The following is a 21,785-nucleotide window of genomic DNA, read 5'->3' on the forward strand; positions in this document are numbered from 1 at the left end:
AATAAACTTGAAGGTTAAGGTTTTAACACATGCGTTTCAACTCGTTCCGGCTCCAGCACATTGTAATAGTTCACATCAAGCTCGACCTTCGCATTCACCGGAATACCCTCGTAAACTTCCTTCACATGGTTATCCTTCCCTTTGTATAATGTCTCCATGTCCGACTTGGGCATGACTCGTTTCCCATTTACGATCAGATAAGTTTGGTTCACGCCTCCGAATCGGGAATCCTTACTCGATGTTTCTACAACAAACACATCACCTTGCGCGTAATACGTTAAATCGACAGTAATATCTTTGAGCATGATCTGTGTTGTTTGCTTGCTTGTGCTTGCTGATTGTATATCTAGCATTGTGGTATGTTCACCTTTTTTAGCAATGAATGCGTCACTGAAGACCAGTTGCACTTTGTGGTCCTTAACATCCAGAATTTCGGGTAACTCAATATAATAATTTGCGTCATCTTGGCTAGAAATAGGAATTCGTTTTTCACCGACTATCAATTCCTTTTTCCAGTAATTTATATATCCATCTGCATTCGTAAAATTCCTAGATCCTACAACTTTGATCTGAGATGGAGACGCGATCAACTGTTTTAAATGTACCCTACCTCCCTCAACATCCTTATTAAGAGAATATAGAGGATAAATTAACGTATCCTTCACAGCAAGCTCATGATCATAATCGAACGGTATGCTCCATGATCCCTTTACCGTTTTCACATGACGTTTATAGCTCAGACTAACCTGAGTATCTTTCAGTTCATCAGGAGATATATCCAATGTCACCTCTCTCTTTTGATACTTCTCCTCCGGGTTGTAGATTATCAGATGAGTAGCGGCAACAGGTACTCCAGCTTGTGTAAATACCAGCTCAGGTTCATTGTCCTTGTCTTCTTGTTTATTCATCAGGGTGCGATATTTCACTCGCGTCGATTTACCTTCCGCCTTAACACTCAGGATTTCAACATAAGCAATCGCCTCGTTATCCACTTCTGCCTTCCAATAATTAGAATCTTGCAACCTCAGCTCCAATGGAACCTGCGTCGTTTTCAACAATCGAATATCTTTGGCCTCGAGTTTCATTTGAACGGTATCAGGCAGCCCCTTCTCAGTCTCGAAGAAGCCGATGATTCTGTCTTTTGCCTCATCCCATTTAACAACTGTCTGACCGGGAACCGGGTAATGAACGGCGTCTCTTACCGTCTTGTCGACAAGCGTAACCGCATCGAAATCGGCTTTCTCTTTCAGTTTAAAGCTAAAATTCAATACGAGTCGATTCATATCCGCCAGTGCGTTGTGCAACGTCAGGGTTCCGCCACTTTCGCGGTCGCTCTTTTCAATGTTCTGACCCAAACCTTGCTTCATGGATGTGACAATCCCTTCACGGCCGGACGACTTCATAATGTCAAAAAAATTAATTTGTACATTTGCGAGAACAGGTACCGCACTTAAACTGGCTGCCGCGAGGGCGACAGTGACTACTTTATTCCGTATGGAACGTACTTGGGATTGGCCCTGTTTGTCATCCTTGTGTTGAGTCTGTTGATGGTTTTCATCAATCCGCGCCCACATAGCGTTAAAATCAGGCTGCGGAATTGAGCTTTTCTGAGTCAGGTGCCGAATGTGCTGTTCAGTGTTCCGTTCCATAGTTTGCGCCTCCTTTAGCAATCGCTAATGAATCTGGATTCCCTCGCAATTTTCCCTGTAACACTTTGAGTCCTTTATGCACTCTGGATTTCACTGTACCCAGCGGGATGCTGAGAATGTCCGCAATCTCCTGATTGGTACAGTCATTGAGATACTTTAGAATGATAACCTTCCGCAGCTTGTCCGACAGTTGGTTCAATAATTCATTAAGCTCTTGACGTTCCCAGTGCCCCTCAAAGACCGTTTCAGCACTCTCGTTAAGCCCCGATGTTCCCCGCCAGCCATAATATATAGCCTCTTTAATCAACTTCAACTTGCTCCGCTTGGTAGCATTAGTGCAGGTGTTGACAGCGATGCGCATTAACCAAGCTTTTAATGCCGTTTCCGGTATCCCTGATCGATCGCAAACCAGCGCTTTGAGGAATACGTCCTGGCACATATCCTCCGCATCAGCTGCATTTCGCAACAAGTAATAACAGAAACGGTAAACTTCCATGTTATACGTGTAAAATAATTCTTGATTCGTCAACAGGTCTATTCACCTCTTTTATTTTCAAACTATGTATATAACAAATAAAGCTTCCAAAAAGTTCAAAATTTTCCTGCGAACCAACATAAAATTTATGATATGCTTTTCTCTCAAAGTAACTAAACCATTACATAAACAGGAGCGGAGCATGAAGATTAAATTAATGGTTATAACCCTGCTAAGTGCCTTATGTCTATTCATTTACGTTCAAACCGACTCAGCGGATCAGGATCCTTTCCTGATTACAGATTACAGCCGACTTCACCCTGTCAAAGTAGAACGGGTTATACAAGGTCGCGAAGAAGCTCAGCTTGTGGAACTGGTAAGAGATGCCCGAGACCAAGGAAAAACGATCTCCATCGCGGGTCAACGTCACAGCCAGGGCGGGCATACCTACTATAAAGATGGGATCGTTGTGGATATGACGCACTATAATCGCATACTTGAAGTAGATCCTGTGAATCGAAAGATAAGAGTACAAGCCGGGGCCACATGGGAAGATGTGCAAAATGCGGTCAACCCCCCCGGTCTCGCTGTGCGGACGATGCAATCCCAGAACCTCTTTACGATCGGCGGGTCCGTCAGCATTAACGCCCACGGCAGAGATATTCGTAACGGTTCCCTCATAGCGAGTGTAGAGTCCTTTCGACTGCTTACGGCGGACGGAAACATCAGAGAAGTCAGCCGCACCGTCAACGCGGACTTGTTCCCTCTAGCACTCGGCGGTTATGGGCTGTTCGGCATCATCCTTGACGTCACTTTGACACTTACCGACGATGTTGTCTATAGAATGACTACAGAGGATCTCCAAGTTGAGAACTATACGAAATACTTTCTTCAGCAAGTCAAATCCAATCCAGATATTGAGTTGCATATCGCGCGAATTTCCGTGTCCCCGGACAAACCGCTTACTGACATGTACGCTATAAATTACACGAGGGATGCCTCTATTCCTTTGTCAGAGCACAACACCCTTAAAACAAAAGAAAAATGGGTCGTGCCAACGAAAGCTTTGTTTCAGCTTAACCGGTCCTTCGATTGGGGAAAAGAAGTGCTGTGGAACCTACAGAAAGAGTATTTTCACAACCAAAAAAATGCCTTGATTAGCCGAAACAATGCCATGCGCTCGGAGTCTCAGTTCATGGAATATAGCGGTGCAGGCGCGAATGATTTTTTGCAGGAATATTTTATCCCCGTAGGAGAATTCGCAGGGTTTGTTGAGGACCTAAGAAATGTGCTGACAGAAGAAGAGTTAAACCTGCTCAACATTACCGTACGATATGTAAATGAGGATGAGGAAGCTGTCATGTCCTATGCTCGAGAAGATATGTTCGCACTTGTGTGTCTGTTCCACGCTCCGCTCTCATCCGATGCTCAGTTTCAGACCAAGGCAGGCATCCGCCGAATTATAGACCAAGTCATTAAACACCGTGGAACCTATTACTTACCTTATGCCGGCTACCCTACCGTGAAGCAATTTCAAACGGTGTATCCTAATTATCGGCATTTTTTCGTTCAAAAAGAGAACTACGATCCGGGTCGTCTCTTCACGAATCAATTTTATGAGCAGTACAACAAAGGAGAATCCACACATTCATGATGAATATTCAATGGCTGATCCGTTCCCAGAGCATTGTCACTTTGGCTGCCGGTATGATCTATCCCTACTATCTGCTGTTTCTCAAAAATTTAGGAAACAGTTATACAAAATACGGTCTCGCTTTTGCGGTGTTCACCATTAGTTCCGCGGCGGTTTCGCAATGGGTTGCGCCACGTCTGGACATGCACGCACAACGTATCTTGATTCTGAGTTCCTTGGGCATGATGGCGGCGATGCTGGCTTTCCCGTGGACTACCTCTTATCTGTGGGTGCTGGTCCTTCAGCTACTGATGGGTACATGCAATGCGATGCAAAAGATGAGCGAACGACTTCTCTTGGCGGATTACACTGAACGCGGCGCCCGGGGCGCTGTTATCGGTTCTTATCATTTCTGGACTTCGGTCGCGTCTGGATTTGCCGTCCTGTTGGGAGGGGTATTGATTGATTGGCTAACGATTAACGCGCTTTTCTATTTAAGTGCAGTTCTGTATGGTGTGAGCGCTTGGACGGTTTGGAAGTTTAGTAAAGTGAAGCAAAATATTCAAAGTATGAAACCGCCCTCTTATCATTAAAGGGCGGTTTATTTTATTTTAAATCATAAAGTACGTAATTTTTGGAAATAAACCTATTTACATATTTATATTTCCATGTGATAATGCAATTAACTAATTAGATGTTAATTAAATTAGATATTTATTAAAACATTTCCAAATTCGAAAGGAAGGTTATAATCATGTTTTATGTCGATGAGTACGTTGCACAAAAAATGATAGAATACCGACATAAAGAATTATCCGATATACACCGGCGACGCGATCCAGGTTACCTTGTGCATTTGCAAACTGCATTCAACAAGACCAATACGTTTGAGTTTCTTCTCATCCCTTTACTCTTCTTAGAAATCATGCAATAATATGCCTATGTAATTAGATATGTGTTTAATTGTTCACAAAGAGAGGATCGAATATATGCAATTAGATAAATTGGTTTCATTTCATAAGGCCGTTGGCGATGTCACGCGAATTCGAATTCTTGCGATGCTGAAGGACGGTCCGTTACATGGGCAGGCTTTGGCAGGGAAACTGGGGGTTACGCCTCCTACCATTACACATCATATGACGAAATTAAGGGAGGTTGGGCTTGTGTTTGAGCGCAGAGATAAGAATAATGTTTACTTTCATCTCGATGAGAAAAGTTTAAAGCAACAAGCTGGCGCGATTGTGAACAAGGTAACTGCATCGATTTCAGAATTGGATGGTGACGAAGCCGCCGCGCTGGTAAAAGAGAAGCAATCGGTAATTCGAAATTTTTTTGCCGGAGACGGTACGTTGAAACAAATGCCTGCCCAGCGTAAGAAGAAACTGTATGTGCTGGAGCATATGGCGGCTACACTGCAACCGAATCAGAAATATACAGAGAAAGAAATAAACGAATTCATTAAGCGTTATCATCCTGATTTTGCAACCATTCGTAGAGAATTTATTATGGGCCATTACATGTATCGCGAGAATGATGTGTATGAGCTTAATCCGCGAGAAATGTGGGGAAATGTAGAAGGTTGACGTTAAGTGTTCCGTTTGTTCGCTATAAAGACAAATCTATGGAGGTTTTCCTATGAAATCAACGAATGACTTTGAAACTGTGTTTTTAAAGGAATCCATCGAAACGTTTGAAAGCATGAAAAAGCTTGGCGACCGAACCCTGGAAAGGTTAAAGGAAGAACACTTTAATCACGTTATAGACCCGGAGTCCAACTCTATGGAAATCATCATACAGCATATGTGTGGAAACATGCGCTCCCGGTGGACAAATTTCCTCACGACTGACGGAGAGAAACCCGACCGGAACCGCGACCAGGAATTTGTGCAGGGAAAACGGACGAAGGAAGAACTGATCGCCATGTGGGAGCAAGGCTGGACGTTGGTATTTACCACCCTCCGTTCCTTACAGCCCGAAGACTTACTTCGAACGATTACCATTCGAGGCGAAGCGCATACGGTGATTCGGGCGATTCAACGACAAATCTCACATTACGGTTATCATGTAGGGCAGATGGTATTCCTTGGTAAGCATTTGTTAGAAGACAGTTGGGAGTCGCTCAGTGTGCCTCGTGCCGGGGCTCCTGAACGTAACAAACAAGACCGCTGAGTACGAACTCGGCGGTTTGTTGGGAACACAAGTACCATATTAGAGATCAATCAGAATACGCAGCTTGCGAGAGCAACCCTATTTGCCGTTCAAAATAACGAATCCGATCCACCACTTGCTTATATTCCGGTTGTATTGCTTTGGGCAGATTCTTAACTTCAATGGAGCCTTTACTTGGGTTGAGTCCGCTCTGGGCAAGAAGTGTCTCTTGGCGCAAGATAGAATCCGTGTAATCCGTATATTGTTCCGGCGTGAGCACAGCACGGCTATCGCCGAGCTCGTTCAGCCGGTCGAAGTAGGACTGGACTTCCGCGAACAATTGACGAACTTCAGCCTGCTTCGCTGCAGGCAGCGCATCCACATCAATTTGCCACGCATCGTTCCCATAGGCCACCTTTGCCGCTATTACCGCCTTCGCCAACTTCTCGAACTTCGGATAGTCCGCGCCCAGCATTTTCTTGGCGCCCATGAACTTGAAACCCACCTTCTGGTATTGCTGCATCGTCACCGTGACGAAAGTCCGCTTCGCGATTTCATAGGACCCGTAAATTCGGTCCGCCACCGAAGGGGTAGAGAACGCGCTTATCGTTAACGCTACAGCCATAACTGCCGCACTCGCGATAAGTCTGTATGTGAATCGGCGCTTGCGTTTACGGGCCTCTGACGGAAATCGCTTCTGCAGCTCCTTCCCCACGCTCTGATCCAGTGCCCTTATTCCTTCTTCCTGCCCCGCAAGCACCGCCTGTTGCATCACACGCTTAAACTCTCGCTCTGTGTACCGATTCATACTCGTTCTCCTCCAATCTCTTCCCATTCACATCTTCCTCCATGAAGTGAACCCGCAACCGCTTCAACGCGGTATGATGCCTGGATTTCACCGTACCCACAGGCACCGATAGCAACGCAGCAATGCCGGTCAGACAAGAATAATAACGGAGCACGATGACCTCGCGAAGCTTCGGCGGCAGCGTCTGGACTTGCTTCAGCATCACCTGCCGCCGCTCGAACAGGAGACCGTCTTCCTCATACATCGCCGGTTCCACGTACTGCTTCTGCTTCTCGAATAATCGGAACCTGCGCCATGCCGTCCTGCGATAGCTGCTCACTTGCCGAATGACGAGCCCATGCAACCAATAGCGGAACGAACGCTCAGAGTCGTATTTATGATAACTTTTCCACAGCGCAACATATACCTCATGGACCACCTCTACCGCATCCCCCGGGTTGGACACCAACAATCGGACCATGCGGTAGACATCTTCCTTCGTCTCATGATACAGCTCCGTGAACGCGGATGGCTCGTCCGCTTCCATACGCAGCAAGAGCGCCCGCAATTTGTCCTCCTTCACTGAATCCCCCTCCTTCCTTCTACACCCTATATTGGTCCGATCTTGGCAAAAGGTTCATTTACACAACAATAAACCCCCGGACTTCAGGTCACGAGACCTTCCGAGGGCTGCTGCTATTGGTACTTCTCCACTTTCCCGTACGTACCTCCGCCGCCGACACCGAGGCGGAGCGTGCCCTCGCGCGCTTGCATAACATAGCGCGCAATCTCCCCGCCGGCCGCCGCCTCGAGGTCCGCCGCCGTTGCCTGGTGCAGAATGTTCATTTCCGTGCCGAACCGCTCAAGCAGCGCAGCCAACTTGCGCTTTCCGAGGCCCGGGATGAATTCCAGCGGCACCTGGTAACGGTACGGCGGACGATGTGCTGCCACCACAGGCGCGGCGCGGTCTGCGATATCGAGGATGCGGTCCATGACACCGCGGACAAGCTTCTTGCTGCCGCAATACAGGCAGCGTTCCACCGAGGCTGCATCCTCGTCAAGGATCGAACCGCACCCGCCGCAATAGGTGCGGTGGTATTTACCGAGACGGGGATTCAGCCCGTAATTGGCCGTTACGCCGCGACCGGCATCGCCTCGCAGCGCCTTCACGACCTCCGCGTAGCTGGGTGATTCCAAAGCCATCAAATTATACTCCCTGCCGATTTTCGCTAAAGAGTGGGCGTCGGAATCCGTGAGGAACGTGAAGGCATCCAACTCGGATAGGTATCCCGCCATTTCCGTATCCGCGCTCAAGCCTAACTCCACCGCGGCGATGCCGTCCAGATCCAGCACATGTTCAATGCGTGTCGAGCAGCTGCCGTATACACTTTTGTGCGGCGTAAAAATATGAGCGGGTATCACCACACCGCCCCGTCCCAACACTTGCTCCTGCAACACGCGCGCTTGAACGTAAATGCGTTGGGAGCTGAGCTCCACGTTCTTCATATGATGCCGCATCCACGCTGTGAAATCCTGCATGACCGCAAGCGTCGGCAAATACACAAGCACATGCGCAGTTCCCATACCCGGGTCCCGCACCTCAATCTCGCTTCCAAGCAACACGGTAGTATCCCTGTAACGAATACCCCCGCCTTCAAGCTCCTCCATATCCCCCGAGTCCAGATAGTTCATGATCTCTTCCTGAACCGAAGGGGAGTGCGAGTCAATAATCCCTACAATATCAATGCCTTTACGCTCTGAAGCTTCCCGCGCGATATTATAGAACGTCAAGTCCTTGCTTCCGCTGATCTTTACGGGGCTGCCTTTCTCCGTTCGCCCGATATGGATGTGCATATCTACGTAGTACGAGCTTAACGCCTTCGACATCGCTTAAATCCGACCTGTCAGTTGATACACTTGCCATGCGTACACAGCGGTGATGGTCTTGGCATCGCTGATGCGCCATTCCGCCATATATCGCTGCGCCTCTTCCAGCGTAATTGCCTCGATCTCGAGAAACTCATCCTCATCCGGATTGACTTCGCCCTTCGTTAAATTCTCCGCCAAGTAGAGATGAACAATCTCATCCGCAAAACCGGGTGAAGTATAGAAGGAGTGTAACAGCCGTATGGAACCGCACTGATAACCTGTCTCCTCTTCCAACTCCCTGCGCGCTGCATCCATCGGGTCCTCTCCGCTGTCCAGCTTGCCTGCCGGTATTTCCACTTGGCTCTTCTCCAGCGCTTTGCGATATTGCTCCACAACAAGCATCCGACCGTCCTCAGTCAAAGCCAGAACAGCAACCGCTCCGGGATGCTTCACAATTTCACGTGTGGATGTGCCTCCATTGGGCAGACGGACGGTGTCTACTTGGAGCGAAATGATTTTGCCTTGAAAAATGGGCTTGAATTCAATCGTCGTTTCCTCGAATTTACGGCCTTCGTAACGTGTATGCTGCATGAATACAACACCTCTCCTCTCCATTTACGGCAAGACATAACTTGTCTTGACTCTACATATACTCCCTATTATATCACGCGGTCAAAAGCGGAGGGAAAACAATGAAGACCTATGTATCCGATCAGCATATTCGTTTGGTAGGCAAGGCTTGGGAAGTTCGAAACCGACTTCGTGTGTTGCAAAAAAACCATGAAGCCGGGGTCATGATGCATGATGTGCTTAACCAGTTGGTCCGTGTGGATTCGGGTTACGCCTCAATAACCCGCAAGCATAATCAGCCGCGCAGCAAACGGCTTCAAAAAATATAACATCGTTCTCAAGCTCACGGCCCATCGTCGTAATGGGCACGGGATAATCCGCCTGGTTCAGGCGGATTTCTTCTTGCGAAATGTGAGGCATACGCGGAAACGTATGCCTCACATGGGCATGCGCTGAGACGCCGAGCTCTCGCTCGAGGCGCTCCTGCGCGGAGGCGGGCAGTCCGCCCGGCAAGGGCACCGCGGCGGACTGCAGCGCCGCCTTGGTCAGCACCGTACGCAGGTGATGACTGGCGCCTTGATGCCGCGCGCGCGGATCGGCCGCCGTGATGCGGGGCATCACGACGGGCGTTCCGCTTAAGCCGGCGGCGGCATTGATCAGTTCGGCCGTCTCCATGCCGGTATGGCCGAACTCGGTCCCGGTCCCGGCGATGCCGGGACCCATGGCGGCGATGACGATGTCGGCGCCGAGCACGTGCTTCGCGGCGAGCAGCGCGCTGAACTTGTTCAGCGCCTCCAGATCGCCGCCGTAGGCGTGGCCGCACGTGACCGTGCCGCGCAGCCAGCCAAGGCCGCGGAGCGCGGCTACGTGTCGGCTGAACGCGGCCGGCAAAGCCCCGCCGTCGGTCATGACGTAGGCGACCGACGCCTCCGGCTGCAGCGCGCGTATGCGGCACACCGCCGCGGGCAGCATGCTGTGCAGCTCGCCGATCAGCACCGGTGTGCCAGCCAGGTCAAGAGACTGCCGGAACAGCCCATGGTATGGGCTTTCGGGCGCCTCCACGCTCACCACGCTGCGTTGCAGCGGGGTGTAGCGCAGCTTCATGATGTGGCCGGTGTCGCCAAGGGACCTAATCGCATCCGTGGCCGGACAGTCGCCATCGATACTCGTCGCTTCGGACTTGGGCATCCGCAATAGCTCCGCCCCGTCCGCGAAGCCCGCCACAAAATGAACGCCCCCTGTCCCGAGCCCGAGCTCCACCGCCGTTACGTTCAAGAGCAGCTTGTCGCCGGGCTTCGCCTCCGGCATCACGTCCGTGTAGTGGACGGCGCGCGCGGAAGCGCCGTCCTCCATAAGCATGGTCAATTGCTGCATGCCCTTCTCTGCGGCAATAACTTGTTGCACCGTCCCCATCTGCCACCGTATCATCCGCTCACCCCTTTGGGCCCCAAGAAAACAAGTCCCTACTTATTTAGAAATATACTCTCATACTTGTCATAAAACTCGGTTTTTAACAGTCCGTAGAAGAACATATCTCTCGGCTTGCCGTGGTGTATCTCATGCTGACGGAGCAGTCCCTCCTGCTTGAAGCCCGCTCCTGCCAGCATCCGCTGTGAACGCTCGTTGAAATCATAGACTTCGGCATAAATTCGCTCTAGATTTTTTACAGTAAATGCGTAATCAATAACGATGCGCAGCGCCGTTCGACCGACACCGCGGTTCCAGTAATTCCGGTTTCCGAGCACAATGCCCACGGCTGCCTTCCGGTTTTCGATATCAATCAACGCCAGCTCCGCGCGTCCCACCAACACACCTTCCGTCTCTACGGCAAAAAGCATTAAATGATCGGGCGTGTTCATGATATATCCTTGAAACTTGTCTATGAACAGCGCCTGGGACCGGCGATTCCCCCAACCGCTGTAGGTTTCAAGCTCCGTGTCCAGATGCCATGCGTACATGGTTTCTAGATCTGAAGGTTCCATAGGCCTAATTTTTACGTTATCGGTTTCAAACATCAGGTTTAGATCTCTCCTTAGAATTATTTCGCTAAAAAACATTCCACAAAAAAGGACTGAGGAAATACCCCAGTCCCTTTGTATACAGCAACACCTTGACTTACTCGCCCTTCGCAACTTCCTTCACGATCGCCACAACAGCTTCAGCCGTCCCGACAAGCTCAGAGACAGGAATTTGTTCCTTTAACGTATGAATAAACTCATAGCCCACCGCCAGGTTCACGGTCGGGATACCCATGCCGTTGAACATATTGGCATCGCTGCCGCCGCCGGTGTGGAACGTCTTCGGCGTCTTGCCGATGGATTCCAGCGCGCGCATCGCCAGCTTCACTACCGGCGCATCATCGCCATAGTTATATGCCGGATAAATGACTTCGCTCTTGAAATCCACCGTCGCGCCGTACTCGGATGCCGCGCTTTCGAAAGCAACTCTCATTTTCTCCACTTGCTCCGTTACTTTCTCTTGGTGCAGGGAACGCGCTTCCGCATCAATTTTCACGAGGTCGCATACGATGTTGGTTTGATCGCCGCCTTGGAATTTACCGATATTGGCTGTCGTATCTTGATCCAGACGCCCTAGCGGCATCCGGGCGATGGCTTTACTTGCCACTTGAATCGCGCTGATGCCGTCCTCCGGATTCACACCCGCATGCGCGGATTTACCGTGAATGGTGGCATAAATCTTAGCCTGTGTCGGCGCCGCGACGGCGATGTGCCCCACCGTTTTGTCGGAATCCAAAGCATAGCCGAAGTCCGCATCCATGTATGAAGCATCCATCGCTCGGGCGCCAAGCAATCCGGACTCTTCGCCTACGGAGATGACGAACTGGATTTTGCCATGGGGAATGTTATTTTCCTGCAGAACACGAATGCCTTCCAACATCGCCGCGATTCCCGCTTTATCGTCCGCGCCCAGAATGGTTGTGCCGTCGCTGCGAATGTAACCGTCCGCGTCCAGTTGCGGCTTAATGCCTTTGCCCGGCGTAACTGTATCCATATGACAAGTGAAGAATAAGCGCGGAAGCTCTTGATCCGATGTCGCCGCAAGGGATGCGAACAGGTTGTTCGCGCCGTGCCCGATTTTGGAACCCGCATCGTCTTCAGTAATGGTTAAACCCAATTCCGTAAACTTTTTTTTCAGCACTTCGCTGATTTCTTTCTCGTACTTTGTTTCGCTGTCCACCCGCACAAGCTCCATAAACTCTTGCACCAAACGGTCCTGATTTATCATAGACTTTCCTCCAATAAGTAAAATAAGTTACAATATACGAATAGTATACCGTTTATCTGCAGCGTTTCCAAATACGAAGGGAGTCTGAATTATCCATGGGTCAAAATAACCGCTGGTTCAAAATCATCATCTACATTATGCTGGCCGCTATGCTGTTATCCACGTTGTTGGTAGCTGTGCAGCCATTGATGCAATAAATTCTTATTTGTAATCAAAACATGTGCATTTACACCTAGGGCCTGTTGCTCTGCCGCGGATTGGGATGGATTTGAAGCCCGAACCCGTGCGCATGGGCGGACAGGCCCTTTGTCATTGCTAAACTGGATCTGAAAGCATTATGTCCTTGTCATACCCAAACTCTTGGCAAAAATAAGGAAGAATCCCCTCAGCCGCTTCGCGTAAAGTTAACCGTTTCCCCGTGCACTCTTCCAATGAAGTAACGCCAAACTCCCGGATGCCGCAAGGAATAATTCCCTCAAAACCATCCACCCCTGCATGAATGTTGAATGCAAAACCGTGACTGGTGACGAAGCCTCTGCGACTCCTGCATTTGTTGAATTTGACGCCTATGGCGCAAATTTTACGGTCACCTACCCAAACACCGGTGTACTCCGGCTTGCGGGATCCTTCGATGCCGAATTCACGGAGATAGTTGATGATAACCTGTTCCAAATTCCGCAAATACCCGTGCAGGTTTAGCCCCACCGCATCCAGATAGACGAGAGGATAGCCGACCAGCTGCCCGGGACCGTGATAGGTAATATCGCCGCCGCGGTCAATCTGGAACACGGAGATGCCCCGCTCTTTCAATTCTTCTTCATCCCACAGCAGATGCTCCGGATTACGATCGGCTCCGATCGTAAACGTCGGCGGATGCTCCAGAAGGAGGAGCGTTTCCGCTTCCTCCTCCTTGTCGATGGCTTTGACGTAATCTTTTTGCAGATCCCAAGCTGTGTTGTATTCAATTCTAGGATGGTAGTAAGCTTGCAATGGTTTCATCATTGAGGGTTCGCCGCTTTCTAGTACAAATTCGTTTCCGCGTTGTAGCCTTCCAAATTCTCCTTGACCCGTTGCAGAAACCGTCCGCAGATTACACCGTCCAGAATCCGATGATCCAGCGATAAGCACAGATTCGCCATGGAACGCACGGCAATCATGTCGTTGATGACGACAGGCTTCTTCACAATGGATTCAAAGGTCAGGATTGCCGCCTGCGGATAATTAATAATTGGATAGGACAGAATCGAGCCAAAGGACCCGGTATTGTTAATCGTGAATGTACCGCCTAACAGTTCATCAAGCTTCAGCTTGCCAGCGCGTGTTTTCGTCGACAATTCTTCAATTTCACGGGCAATGCCTGGAATGTTTTTCTGATCCGCCTTCTGAATGACCGGCGTGAGCACCGAATCTTCTGTACCGACCGCCAGGGAGATGTTAATATCCCGCTTCACGATGATTTTGTCCACAGCCCAGACGGAATTCATGATCGGATAATCTTTGATCGCGCTGACGACAGCTTTAATGAGAAAAGCCAGATAGGTCAGGTTCACGCCTTCTTTGCGTTTGAACTCGTCCTTCCACTTGTTGCGAAGCTGCACAAGATTCGTCACATCCACTTCAATCATCGTCCAGGCGTGCGGAATTTCCGTTACGCTTTGACGCATGTTCCGCGCGATCGTGTTCCGAATCGGCGTCACATCGATGAAGTATTCACTGCGGCCGGCGATCTGCTGACCTTCCACCTCAATATCGGGAAGAGGCGGATTCTGGCTCAGATGGATGCCGGTCGTGCGAAGCGGTCCGCGCTCCGACTGCGTCAGGGGCGCGCTTGGCGCTGCTGCGGCTTGCGCAGTCGGCGCGGCGGCGTAGGCTGCAGGCGCTTGCGCCGGAGGCGTCGGCTTCCCTTCGGCGATGTAAGCGAGCACGTCCTTGCGGGAGATTCTCCCGTCAAGGCCGGTGCCGCTTACGAGCCGAAGGTCGACGCCGTGCTCGGCGGCGAGCGTCTGCACGGCGGGGGAGTAGCGCCCGCGCATGCCGGGCTCCCGTGACGACGACGGAGTCGTTGACACGGGAGCGGCATGCGCCGCAGCGACCCCGCCGGCAGCGAGCGAGGCCGAGCCCGGCGCGCCTGCGGCGGAGCTAACGCCGCTAGCGTGCGCTGCGCTCTGCGCGCCGGCCGCCGCCTGGCTGCCGCCATCGCTCGCGTTGCCCGCGCCACCTGCGGTTGCTGCTCCCGCTGGCGCCTCGATGATGCAGATCGGCGTGCCCACGGGCACATTCTCCCCCTCACGGACGAGAATGCGCTTGAGCACACCTTCCGCCGTCGAGGGAAGCTCTGCATTTACTTTATCCGTAAATATTTCGCATAACACTTCATATTCTTCCACATAATCGCCCGGTTGCTTCAGCCATTTGCCGATCGTTGCCGATACGAGCGATTCCGCCAGCTGCGGGACGATAATTTCAAGTTCCTTAGTCATTTGAAGACACCTCGCTGTGTTCCGTTTATTGAATTCCGATAAAATAACCTCTATCGAAGCCTCTCAGGAGGGGCGACCGCGTTTAAAGGTTGGTTATTATGCCAATCGGAAAGCGTGTTTTCTCGAACGAAAACATATACTTTCCAATGTGGTTAGAATAAGGCCAGCTTCTTCATCGCTTCCTTGACTTTCTCCATATTCAGCATGAAAAATTTCTCGAGCGGAGGCGAGATCGGCATCGCGGGAACGTCCGGACCGCAAAGCCGCATAATCGGAGCATCCAGCTCAAACAACAGTTCCTCCGCGATAATCGCCGACACTTCCGCACCCACACCGCCGGTCTTGTTATCTTCGTGTACGATCAACACTTTGCCTGTCTTCCGCGTCGCTTCCAGAATCGCTTCCCGATCCAGCGGTTGAATCGTTCGCAAGTCCAGTACATGCGCTGAGATGCCTTCCGCTGCGAGTTCCTCCGCCGCCTGCATCACAAAGTGGACCGGCAAGGAGTAAGAAATGACGGTAATATCCGTTCCTTCCCTGCGCACAGCAGCTTTACCGATTTCAACAATGTAGTCGTCGTCAGGGACTTCTTCAACAATGAGCTTATAGCATTTCTTGTTTTCAAAAAACAGCACCGGATCCGGATCGCGCACCGCGGCTTTCAGCAAACCTTTGGCGTCATAGGCGGAATATGGCGCTACAATCTTCAGTCCCGGCGTTCCGAAGAACAACGATTCCGGGCATTGGGAATGGTAAAGCCCCCCGAACACACCTCCGCCGATTGGCGCGCGAATCACGATCGGACAGCTCCAATCGTTATTGGAGCGATAACGAATCTTGGCGGCTTCGCTAATGATCTGATTCGTCGCCGGCAACATGAAATCCGAGTATTGCATCTCGGCGATCGGCTTCATCCCATACATGGCGGCCCCGATGGCCACCCCTGCAATCGCGGACTCCGCAAGCGGTGTGTCAATGACACGCGCTTCTCCGAAGCGTTCCAGCAAGCCCTTCGTCGTACCGAACACGCCGCCTTTCAGTCCCACATCTTCACCGAGAAGAAAGACGTTCTCATCTCTTGCCATTTCTTCATGCATGGCCAAATTAATGGCATCTATATATTGCAGCTTCGGCATCGCTATTCCCCCTCTTCCGGCGTTGCGTAAACATGCAGCAACGTGTCTTCCGGCTTCGGAAACGGCGCGTGATCTCCGAATTCCGTCGCTTCCTTCACTTCTTGTATCAGACGCGCGCTAAGCTCCGCATCCTGCTCTTCCGACCAGATTCCCGCTTCAATCAGATATTGTCTGTACCGCGGCAGACCATCCTTCTGCCGGTTCTCATCCACTTCTTCTTTCGTTCTGTACATCAAATCATTATCCGATGTGGAATGCGGAGACAAACGGTACATCATTGCTTCGATGAGCGTGGCTCCTTCGCCCCGGGCCGCGCGCTCACGGGCCTCCTTGACGACACGGTATACTTCCAGCGGATCATTGCCGTCGACCTGGATGCCGGGTATACCGTATCCCAATCCGCGGTCGGCTACCTTGCCGCCGAGCTGTTTATGTACAGGTACCGAGATGGCATACTGGTTATTTTCACACATGAAGATCACCGGCAACTTATGCACACCCGCGAAATTCAAGCCTTCATGAAAATCGCCCTGGTTGCTGGAGCCTTCGCCGAAGGTGACGAAACTGGCAAAGCCTTCGCCCTTCATCTTCGAAGCCAGCGCAAAGCCTACTGCATGGGGAACCTGAGTCGTTACGGGACTGGAGCCTGTAACAATACGGTGTTTCTTATGTGAAAAGTGGCCCGGCATTTGACGGCCGCCGCTGGCAGGATCATCCGCTTTGGCGAAGACCGACAGCATCAGATCTTGGACCGTCATGCCGACGGATAGAACGAAAGCGTAATCGCGGTAATACGGCAAGTAATAATCACGCTCGCGATCCAGCGCGAATGCCGCCCCTACCTGAGCTGCTTCCTGTCCGATGCCGGACACATGAAAATTAATTTTACCCGCGCGTTGAAGCAACAGACATCTCTCGTCGTATTTACGGGCGAGCAGCATCTTCTCATACATGGCAACGGCCTGTTCGTCCGTTAAGCCCAACGTTTCATGCTTCGCCTCTCGGCTTGCCGAATAGGTATGTTGATTCAGGGAGAAAACCTCCTTAAAAGTTCGCATAATACCCTATAATTACGGGATTAAACCTTAAATTATAACCAGGTCCTAAGACTTGACGCTATATCCATTATAATCGTTTTGATTCAAAAGGGAAATGCTTCTTCTCTGCCCGTACCAAGCTCTGTACAAGCTGGAATTACATCCCGATCGCCTTCCCGTCCACCGCCAACATCGCCTCGCCGATAATTTCAGATAAGGTCGGATGAGGGTGAATCGTGTTGCCGACCTCCCAAGGCGTGGCATCCAGCAGTTGAGCAAGGGCCGCTTCCGCAATATAATCCGTCACATGCGGTCCGATCATATGTACGCCAAGAATATCATTCGTTTCACTGTCCGCGATGACTTTCACGAAACCGTCCGTTTCCCCGTAAACCAACGCTTTGCCGATCGCGGAAAAAGGAAACTTCCCGACCTTGACGGCATGACCCTGTTCTTTGGCTTGCGCTTCGGTCCAGCCTACGGACGCGATTTCCGGTCGCGTATATATGCATCGCGGCACAAGATGAGAACTCATCGGATGCGTCTTATGGCCTGCGGCATGCTCTGCCGCCACCATACCCTCATGAGAAGCCGCATGCGCCAATTGAAGGCCCCCGATCACATCGCCGATCGCATAAATATGCGGCTCTGTAGTCTGCATCGAATCATTCACTTTAATCACACCGTTCACTGTCTTGATGTCCGTGTTCTCAATGCCTATGTTCTCAATGTTCGCTTGCCGTCCGACGGAAACAAGGAGTTTCTCCGCCTTCAACAATTTGGTTTCTCCGGCATGCTCAACGCTCACCGAAACGCCTGTATCGCCTTTAACCGTTTGGGATGCATCTAGAATAGCGCCTGTTAATACGGTAATCCCCCGCTTCTTCAACAACCGTTCCAACTCGCCGGAGATGTCCTCATCCTCCTGAGGGATTAAACGTCCGGACGCTTCCACAACAGTAACCTCAACGCCGAAATCGTTCAGCATGGAAGCCCACTCCACGCCGATTACACCGCCGCCGACGATGATCATGGATTGCGGGAGCTCGGTCATTTCCAACGCTTCTTCACTCGTAAGGATATAGCGTCCATCCGGCTCCAAACCCGGCAACGTTCGGGGTCGGGAACCCGTGGCAATGATGAGATGCGTCGGAACAATCGTTTCCATCTCGTCCTCTTCAAGTTCAACCGCAACCGCCCCGCTCTTCGGCGAGAAGATAGAAGGTCCGATGACACGGCCTTTGCCGCGGATGATGTCGATTTTATTTTTGCTCATCAAATATTGAACGCCTTTATGTAATTGATTTACGATCCCTTCCTTACGCTCCTGCACTCTGGCAAAATCAAGCTCCGCCCCGGTCACTTTCACCCCGTACTCATTCCCTTTACGGACTGTGGCATACACTTCGGCGCTTCGGAGTAAAGCCTTGCTGGGAATACAACCCCTATGTAAACACGTCCCGCCCAGCTTGTCCTTTTCAACAATGGCAACCGTCTTTCCCAATTGAGCCGCGCGAATCGCCGCAACATAGCCCCCTGTACCGCCGCCCAAAATAACGAGATCATACGTCTTAGTCATGATTCTACCTCCGGTTTTCTTCTTTATGCGTCTATTGTACTCCTTTTGCATGCGAGGAATAAAGTCTCTTCATGCAAATAGACAGTGCCAGGGGTAACGAGGTATGATGAAAGGACAACTCTGCTTCATTCCCAAAAAGTCCGAAGGATGCCGGCACGAAAGGATCATGTACCCGATGAAATTAAAGATTGCTCGATTTATTGCTATTCTCATTCTTGTCATTCCGGGCGTTCTTGCTACGTTTGGCTTTCTTCATATGAAAGATGCCGTATTTCTGTTCTTCTCCCAATTCGGTGAGAGCGGTGCAGAGCCCTCCTTCCGTTGGGGAAAATTTATGCTCGGTTTCGTTGAGTTTGCCGCAGGTGTCGGCTTTATCGGCGGCTGGATCTTCTTCCGCGATCGCAAGCGCAACTATGTAGCGCCTCGCTTCAAGGTGAAGAAAAAGCGCCCCCAATAACACAACAAAATCCCCCTCCGCTACGTCCGTAGAGAGGGGGATTTTGTTGTGCGCTTGGGCACATTCGTGTACCTAGGCTCACTATTTATCCGATTGTCTGCCACCCGTGTTCGATTAATGCTCCTGGGCTCACTATTCATCCGATTTCCCGCCACACGTGCACATTTAATGCTCCCAGGCTCACTATTCATCCGATTTCCCGCCACACGTGCACATTTAATGCTCCCAGGCTCACTATTCATCCGATTTCCCGCTACCCGTGCACATTTAATGCTCCTGGGCTCACTATTCTCCCTCCCGAACGCGATGACCGGCCGGCTGCTCCTCTTGCACGCCGTTCAACGCGTACAGCCCAGGATCCAATGCCGCCACGAACGGAGACAGTTCGCCCGGCGCGTACAGCTCCAGCACGTGCATCGCCCGCGTGCAGGCGGTGTAGAACAGCTTGCGCTCGCTTTCGCGGCGGTAAGCTGCGGGGGACGCGTCGTAAATCACGACGGCGTCAAACTCCACGCCCTTGGCGAGGTACGCGGGGATGACCACCGCGCCCGGGGGCAGCGCTTGCGTGCGCTTCGTTACGAGAGCGACCTCCGTCGCCCCCGCTTGCGCGATCGCCGCATGCGCGGCCAAGCTTTCGGCAGCCGTCTTACAGATGACGGCTACCGAAGCAAAGCCCTCGCCCCGCAGCGCGTGAATCCGCGCCGCTGCGTGCCGAGCGCCTGCGGCCGCGTCTGCCCCCGCGGCCGCCAGCGTAACCCGCGGCTTATCGCCGCCGCGGTTAAACGGCTCGATACGCTCGCCGCCCGGGACAAGCGCTCGCGTGAACTCGACGATCTCGCGTGTCGACCGATAGCTTCGCGTTAAATGCAGCCGCTCCGTATCGGCTTCGCCGTAGAGGTTCGCCACCGCTTCCTCATCGCGGAACGCCGCTTCATGCGTGAAGATCGCCTGGTTGAAATCGCCGACGGCCGTCATGCGCGCGCGGGGAAACAGACGCTTCAGAAACTCGAACTGAAACACGGAATAATCCTGTGCTTCATCAATCAACACATGCCTGACCGTGTTATTCATTCGGAAGCCCTGCACAAGCTCGCTTAAATAAAGATAAGGCGCGGCATCCTCGTAGGAAAGGAGCGATACATCCATATTTTGTAACGTATACTGACCAATCTCTTCCCATTGCTCCGGTAATTCGCCGTCATTTAACTCCGTTAACAGCGTCCCGCCGACAAACAACTGACGATATAACGCCGGAATATGAACAAACCGCTGACGCCGCACCCGTGCGCGTAATTTCTTGTAATGCTCATCCACGACCATTCGGCGCAGCAACGCCTCTTCCTCATCCGCCTCATGAAGATCGCTGTTTCCTAACCCTTTGCGCTTGCGCAGCCTCATATACGCTTTATGATATTTCTCATTATCCAAATAATTAAGTTCTTCCTGCACCCAATCCTTGCGGACTTCTTCATCAGCCAAGACGGCAAGCCGTTCCATCAGCCATTCTTGCATCAATTCCACACGGTTCGCCAAACGGACCGAAGACGGGTAACTGTAAAACTTGGCATTCATTTCCTCTGCCGAAACCACGGCATGCCCGCGGAATTTTAACGCTCTGAACCGCATGCCGGTACGCTCCAAATGCTCCTTATATCGTGATAAGACCTGCAGAAACAACGCCGAAGATTTAAAGCGAATACCCGCAAGCCTGGCATTATATCCCGGTTGATGCGTGGCCGTCAACTCGTACTCCATCTGATCGTAGGGATCTTCCACCTGAAACTCCGGCTCTAACCGGCTGCCCAGATAATCCTGAAAAGTTGTTTGACGGATATTCTCTTCACCCAGCTCGGGCAATACAGCGGATACATAACTGTTGAACAAAGGATTCGGCGAAAAAAGCACCATTTGATCGGCCCGTAACGTGGTTCTGTGTTTGTACAGAAGGTAAGCGACACGTTGCATGACAGCCGACGTTTTCCCGCTTCCCGCCGCTCCTTCGACGATCAGCAACCGGCTGCGGTCATTTCGTATGACGGCATTCTGCTCCTTCTGAATCGTAGCGACAATGCTCTTCATCTGAGGGTCGGCTCCCATGCCCAGCACCTGCTGAAGCACTTCGTCCCCGATCGTCAGCGCCGTGTCAAACAGATAACGGATACGTCCCTCCCGGATGATGAACTGACGCTTTAATTGCATCGTTCCCGTAACGGTACCGCCGGGAGTATCATAGGCTGCCGGCCCCGGAGCGTAGTCGTAATACAAGCTCGCGATCGGGGTTCTCCAGTCGTAGACCAGAAAGGTCTCTCCGTCTGTATCGATAAAGGATGACATACCTATGTAAATTTGCTCTGAGGTGTGCCCCTCCTCTGTTTCCGCTTCCACAAAATCTATTCTGGCAAAATATGGAGCCGGTAACAATCTGTTCATCTTTTGCAGCATTAGAAAGGTGTGTCGATGGCTGCGTTCCCGTTCGGACAACAGCTCCGACTGCTGTTTCAGGCTGGCCATGGTCTCATTGACGTCATCCGTATGACTCATATTCACGGTCACTTCATCCCATAAATCCTTACGAATTTCAACAACTTGCTCTCTGAGATCCTGTACGTCCGGCGACATATGGGCAATCCGAGTCTGAAGCTTCTCCCGGACTTCATTTACACGAATCTGTTCTATCTCCTGTTCTCGGTCCAAGATGATTCCTCCTCATCAAACAAAC

General features: G+C 51.3%; 22 protein-coding genes. 7 read left to right on the plus strand and 15 right to left on the minus strand.

Going from position 1 to position 21,785, the window contains the following annotated elements; all coding sequences use genetic code 11:
* Positions 1 to 14 precede the first annotated feature (14 nt).
* Together SY83_RS18950 and SY83_RS18955 are read right to left on the minus strand one after the other, a co-directional pair.
* Positions 15 to 1,649: a DUF4179 domain-containing protein gene (locus SY83_RS18950; RefSeq protein ID WP_068609362.1), complete on the minus strand. Its 1,635-nt coding sequence runs from the start codon at positions 1,647 to 1,649 to the stop codon at positions 15 to 17.
* Positions 1,633 to 2,178, minus strand: coding sequence for an RNA polymerase sigma factor (locus tag SY83_RS18955; protein ID WP_068609365.1), 546 nt, complete (start codon positions 2,176 to 2,178; stop codon positions 1,633 to 1,635). Before SY83_RS18955 ends, SY83_RS18950 begins: the two co-directional genes overlap by 17 nt.
* A 148-nt stretch (positions 2,179 to 2,326) precedes the next feature.
* Between SY83_RS18955 and SY83_RS18960 the strand changes: the two genes are divergently transcribed.
* From SY83_RS18960 to SY83_RS18980, 4 genes are all read left to right on the plus strand, one after another.
* Positions 2,327 to 3,778, plus strand: coding sequence for an FAD-binding oxidoreductase (locus SY83_RS18960; protein ID WP_068609367.1), 1,452 nt, complete (start codon positions 2,327 to 2,329; stop codon positions 3,776 to 3,778).
* On the plus strand, positions 3,775 to 4,350 hold the full coding sequence (locus tag SY83_RS18965; RefSeq protein ID WP_231891300.1) for an MFS transporter: 576 nt from the start codon (positions 3,775 to 3,777) through the stop codon (positions 4,348 to 4,350). The genes SY83_RS18960 and SY83_RS18965 overlap by 4 nt, the downstream gene beginning before the upstream one ends.
* A gap of 396 nt (positions 4,351 to 4,746) precedes the next feature.
* On the plus strand, positions 4,747 to 5,340 hold the full coding sequence (locus SY83_RS18975) for a DUF2087 domain-containing protein (RefSeq protein ID WP_068609371.1): 594 nt from the start codon (positions 4,747 to 4,749) through the stop codon (positions 5,338 to 5,340).
* A gap of 52 nt (positions 5,341 to 5,392) precedes the next feature.
* A complete protein-coding gene (locus tag SY83_RS18980; protein ID WP_068609378.1) occupies positions 5,393 to 5,926 on the plus strand; it encodes a DUF1572 family protein in 534 nt (177 codons plus the stop codon).
* 46 nt (positions 5,927 to 5,972) lie between these two features.
* On the opposite strand, the gene SY83_RS18985 is transcribed toward SY83_RS18980, so the two are convergent.
* The 4 genes from SY83_RS18985 to SY83_RS19000 form a co-directional block, all read right to left on the minus strand.
* A complete protein-coding gene (locus SY83_RS18985; protein WP_068609380.1) occupies positions 5,973 to 6,713 on the minus strand; it encodes a DUF3600 domain-containing protein in 741 nt (246 codons plus the stop codon).
* Positions 6,685 to 7,275, minus strand: coding sequence for a sigma-70 family RNA polymerase sigma factor (locus SY83_RS18990; RefSeq protein WP_068609382.1), 591 nt, complete (start codon positions 7,273 to 7,275; stop codon positions 6,685 to 6,687). The genes SY83_RS18985 and SY83_RS18990 overlap by 29 nt, the downstream gene beginning before the upstream one ends.
* A gap of 113 nt (positions 7,276 to 7,388) precedes the next feature.
* The gene (locus SY83_RS18995) at positions 7,389 to 8,579 is read right to left on the minus strand and encodes an endonuclease Q family protein (protein WP_068609384.1); all 1,191 of its coding nucleotides are present in this window, start codon (positions 8,577 to 8,579) and stop codon (positions 7,389 to 7,391) included.
* A gap of 3 nt (positions 8,580 to 8,582) precedes the next feature.
* The gene (locus SY83_RS19000) at positions 8,583 to 9,152 is read right to left on the minus strand and encodes an NUDIX hydrolase (RefSeq protein ID WP_068609387.1); all 570 of its coding nucleotides are present in this window, start codon (positions 9,150 to 9,152) and stop codon (positions 8,583 to 8,585) included.
* Between the two features lie 101 nt (positions 9,153 to 9,253).
* Between SY83_RS19000 and mciZ the strand changes: the two genes are divergently transcribed.
* Positions 9,254 to 9,460 (plus strand): Z-ring formation inhibitor MciZ, encoded by a 207-nt coding sequence (gene mciZ / locus SY83_RS22865; protein ID WP_082882621.1) that lies wholly within the window; start codon positions 9,254 to 9,256, stop codon positions 9,458 to 9,460.
* On the opposite strand, the gene SY83_RS19005 is transcribed toward mciZ, so the two are convergent.
* The 3 genes from SY83_RS19005 to SY83_RS19015 all read right to left on the minus strand — a co-directional run bounded on the left by SY83_RS19005 (position 9,372) and on the right by SY83_RS19015 (position 12,377).
* Positions 9,372 to 10,535: a DUF3866 family protein gene (locus SY83_RS19005; protein WP_197479894.1), complete on the minus strand. Its 1,164-nt coding sequence runs from the start codon at positions 10,533 to 10,535 to the stop codon at positions 9,372 to 9,374. The two genes, mciZ and SY83_RS19005, sit on opposite strands and share 89 nt — an antisense overlap.
* Before the next feature lie 59 nt (positions 10,536 to 10,594).
* Positions 10,595 to 11,089 carry a GNAT family N-acetyltransferase gene (locus SY83_RS19010; protein ID WP_197479895.1) on the minus strand — a complete coding sequence of 165 codons (495 nt, stop codon included), beginning with the start codon at positions 11,087 to 11,089 and terminating at the stop codon, positions 10,595 to 10,597.
* Positions 11,090 to 11,246: 157 nt separating this feature from the next.
* A complete protein-coding gene (locus SY83_RS19015; protein WP_068609392.1) occupies positions 11,247 to 12,377 on the minus strand; it encodes a M20/M25/M40 family metallo-hydrolase in 1,131 nt (376 codons plus the stop codon).
* A gap of 95 nt (positions 12,378 to 12,472) precedes the next feature.
* Between SY83_RS19015 and prli42 the strand changes: the two genes are divergently transcribed.
* A complete protein-coding gene (gene prli42 / locus SY83_RS23145) occupies positions 12,473 to 12,574 on the plus strand; it encodes a stressosome-associated protein Prli42 (protein ID WP_157279890.1) in 102 nt (33 codons plus the stop codon).
* Positions 12,575 to 12,692: 118 nt separating this feature from the next.
* On the opposite strand, the gene lipB is transcribed toward prli42, so the two are convergent.
* From lipB to lpdA, 5 genes are all read right to left on the minus strand, one after another.
* Positions 12,693 to 13,379, minus strand: coding sequence for a lipoyl(octanoyl) transferase LipB (gene lipB / locus SY83_RS19020; RefSeq protein ID WP_068609393.1), 687 nt, complete (start codon positions 13,377 to 13,379; stop codon positions 12,693 to 12,695).
* 17 nt (positions 13,380 to 13,396) lie between these two features.
* On the minus strand, positions 13,397 to 14,857 hold the full coding sequence (locus tag SY83_RS19025; RefSeq protein WP_068609396.1) for a dihydrolipoamide acetyltransferase family protein: 1,461 nt from the start codon (positions 14,855 to 14,857) through the stop codon (positions 13,397 to 13,399).
* A 152-nt stretch (positions 14,858 to 15,009) separates the two neighbouring features.
* A complete protein-coding gene (locus SY83_RS19030; RefSeq protein WP_068609398.1) occupies positions 15,010 to 15,993 on the minus strand; it encodes an alpha-ketoacid dehydrogenase subunit beta in 984 nt (327 codons plus the stop codon).
* Between the two features lie 2 nt (positions 15,994 to 15,995).
* Positions 15,996 to 17,051, minus strand: coding sequence for a thiamine pyrophosphate-dependent dehydrogenase E1 component subunit alpha (locus SY83_RS19035; protein ID WP_082882623.1), 1,056 nt, complete (start codon positions 17,049 to 17,051; stop codon positions 15,996 to 15,998).
* A 136-nt stretch (positions 17,052 to 17,187) separates the two neighbouring features.
* Positions 17,188 to 18,609 (minus strand): dihydrolipoyl dehydrogenase, encoded by a 1,422-nt coding sequence (gene lpdA / locus SY83_RS19040; RefSeq protein ID WP_068609400.1) that lies wholly within the window; start codon positions 18,607 to 18,609, stop codon positions 17,188 to 17,190.
* Positions 18,610 to 18,784: 175 nt separating this feature from the next.
* Between lpdA and SY83_RS19045 the strand changes: the two genes are divergently transcribed.
* Positions 18,785 to 19,066, plus strand: coding sequence for a DUF2627 domain-containing protein (locus SY83_RS19045; protein WP_068611212.1), 282 nt, complete (start codon positions 18,785 to 18,787; stop codon positions 19,064 to 19,066).
* A 285-nt stretch (positions 19,067 to 19,351) separates the two neighbouring features.
* Here SY83_RS19045 and helD read toward each other — a convergent pair whose 3' ends face one another.
* Positions 19,352 to 21,766: an RNA polymerase recycling motor HelD gene (helD, locus tag SY83_RS19050; RefSeq protein ID WP_068609401.1), complete on the minus strand. Its 2,415-nt coding sequence runs from the start codon at positions 21,764 to 21,766 to the stop codon at positions 19,352 to 19,354.
* Positions 21,767 to 21,785 lie beyond the last annotated feature (19 nt).

Origin of the sequence: Paenibacillus swuensis, from assembly GCF_001644605.1 — a bacterium.
Taxonomy (GTDB): domain Bacteria; phylum Bacillota; class Bacilli; order Paenibacillales; family DY6; genus Paenibacillus_N; species Paenibacillus_N swuensis.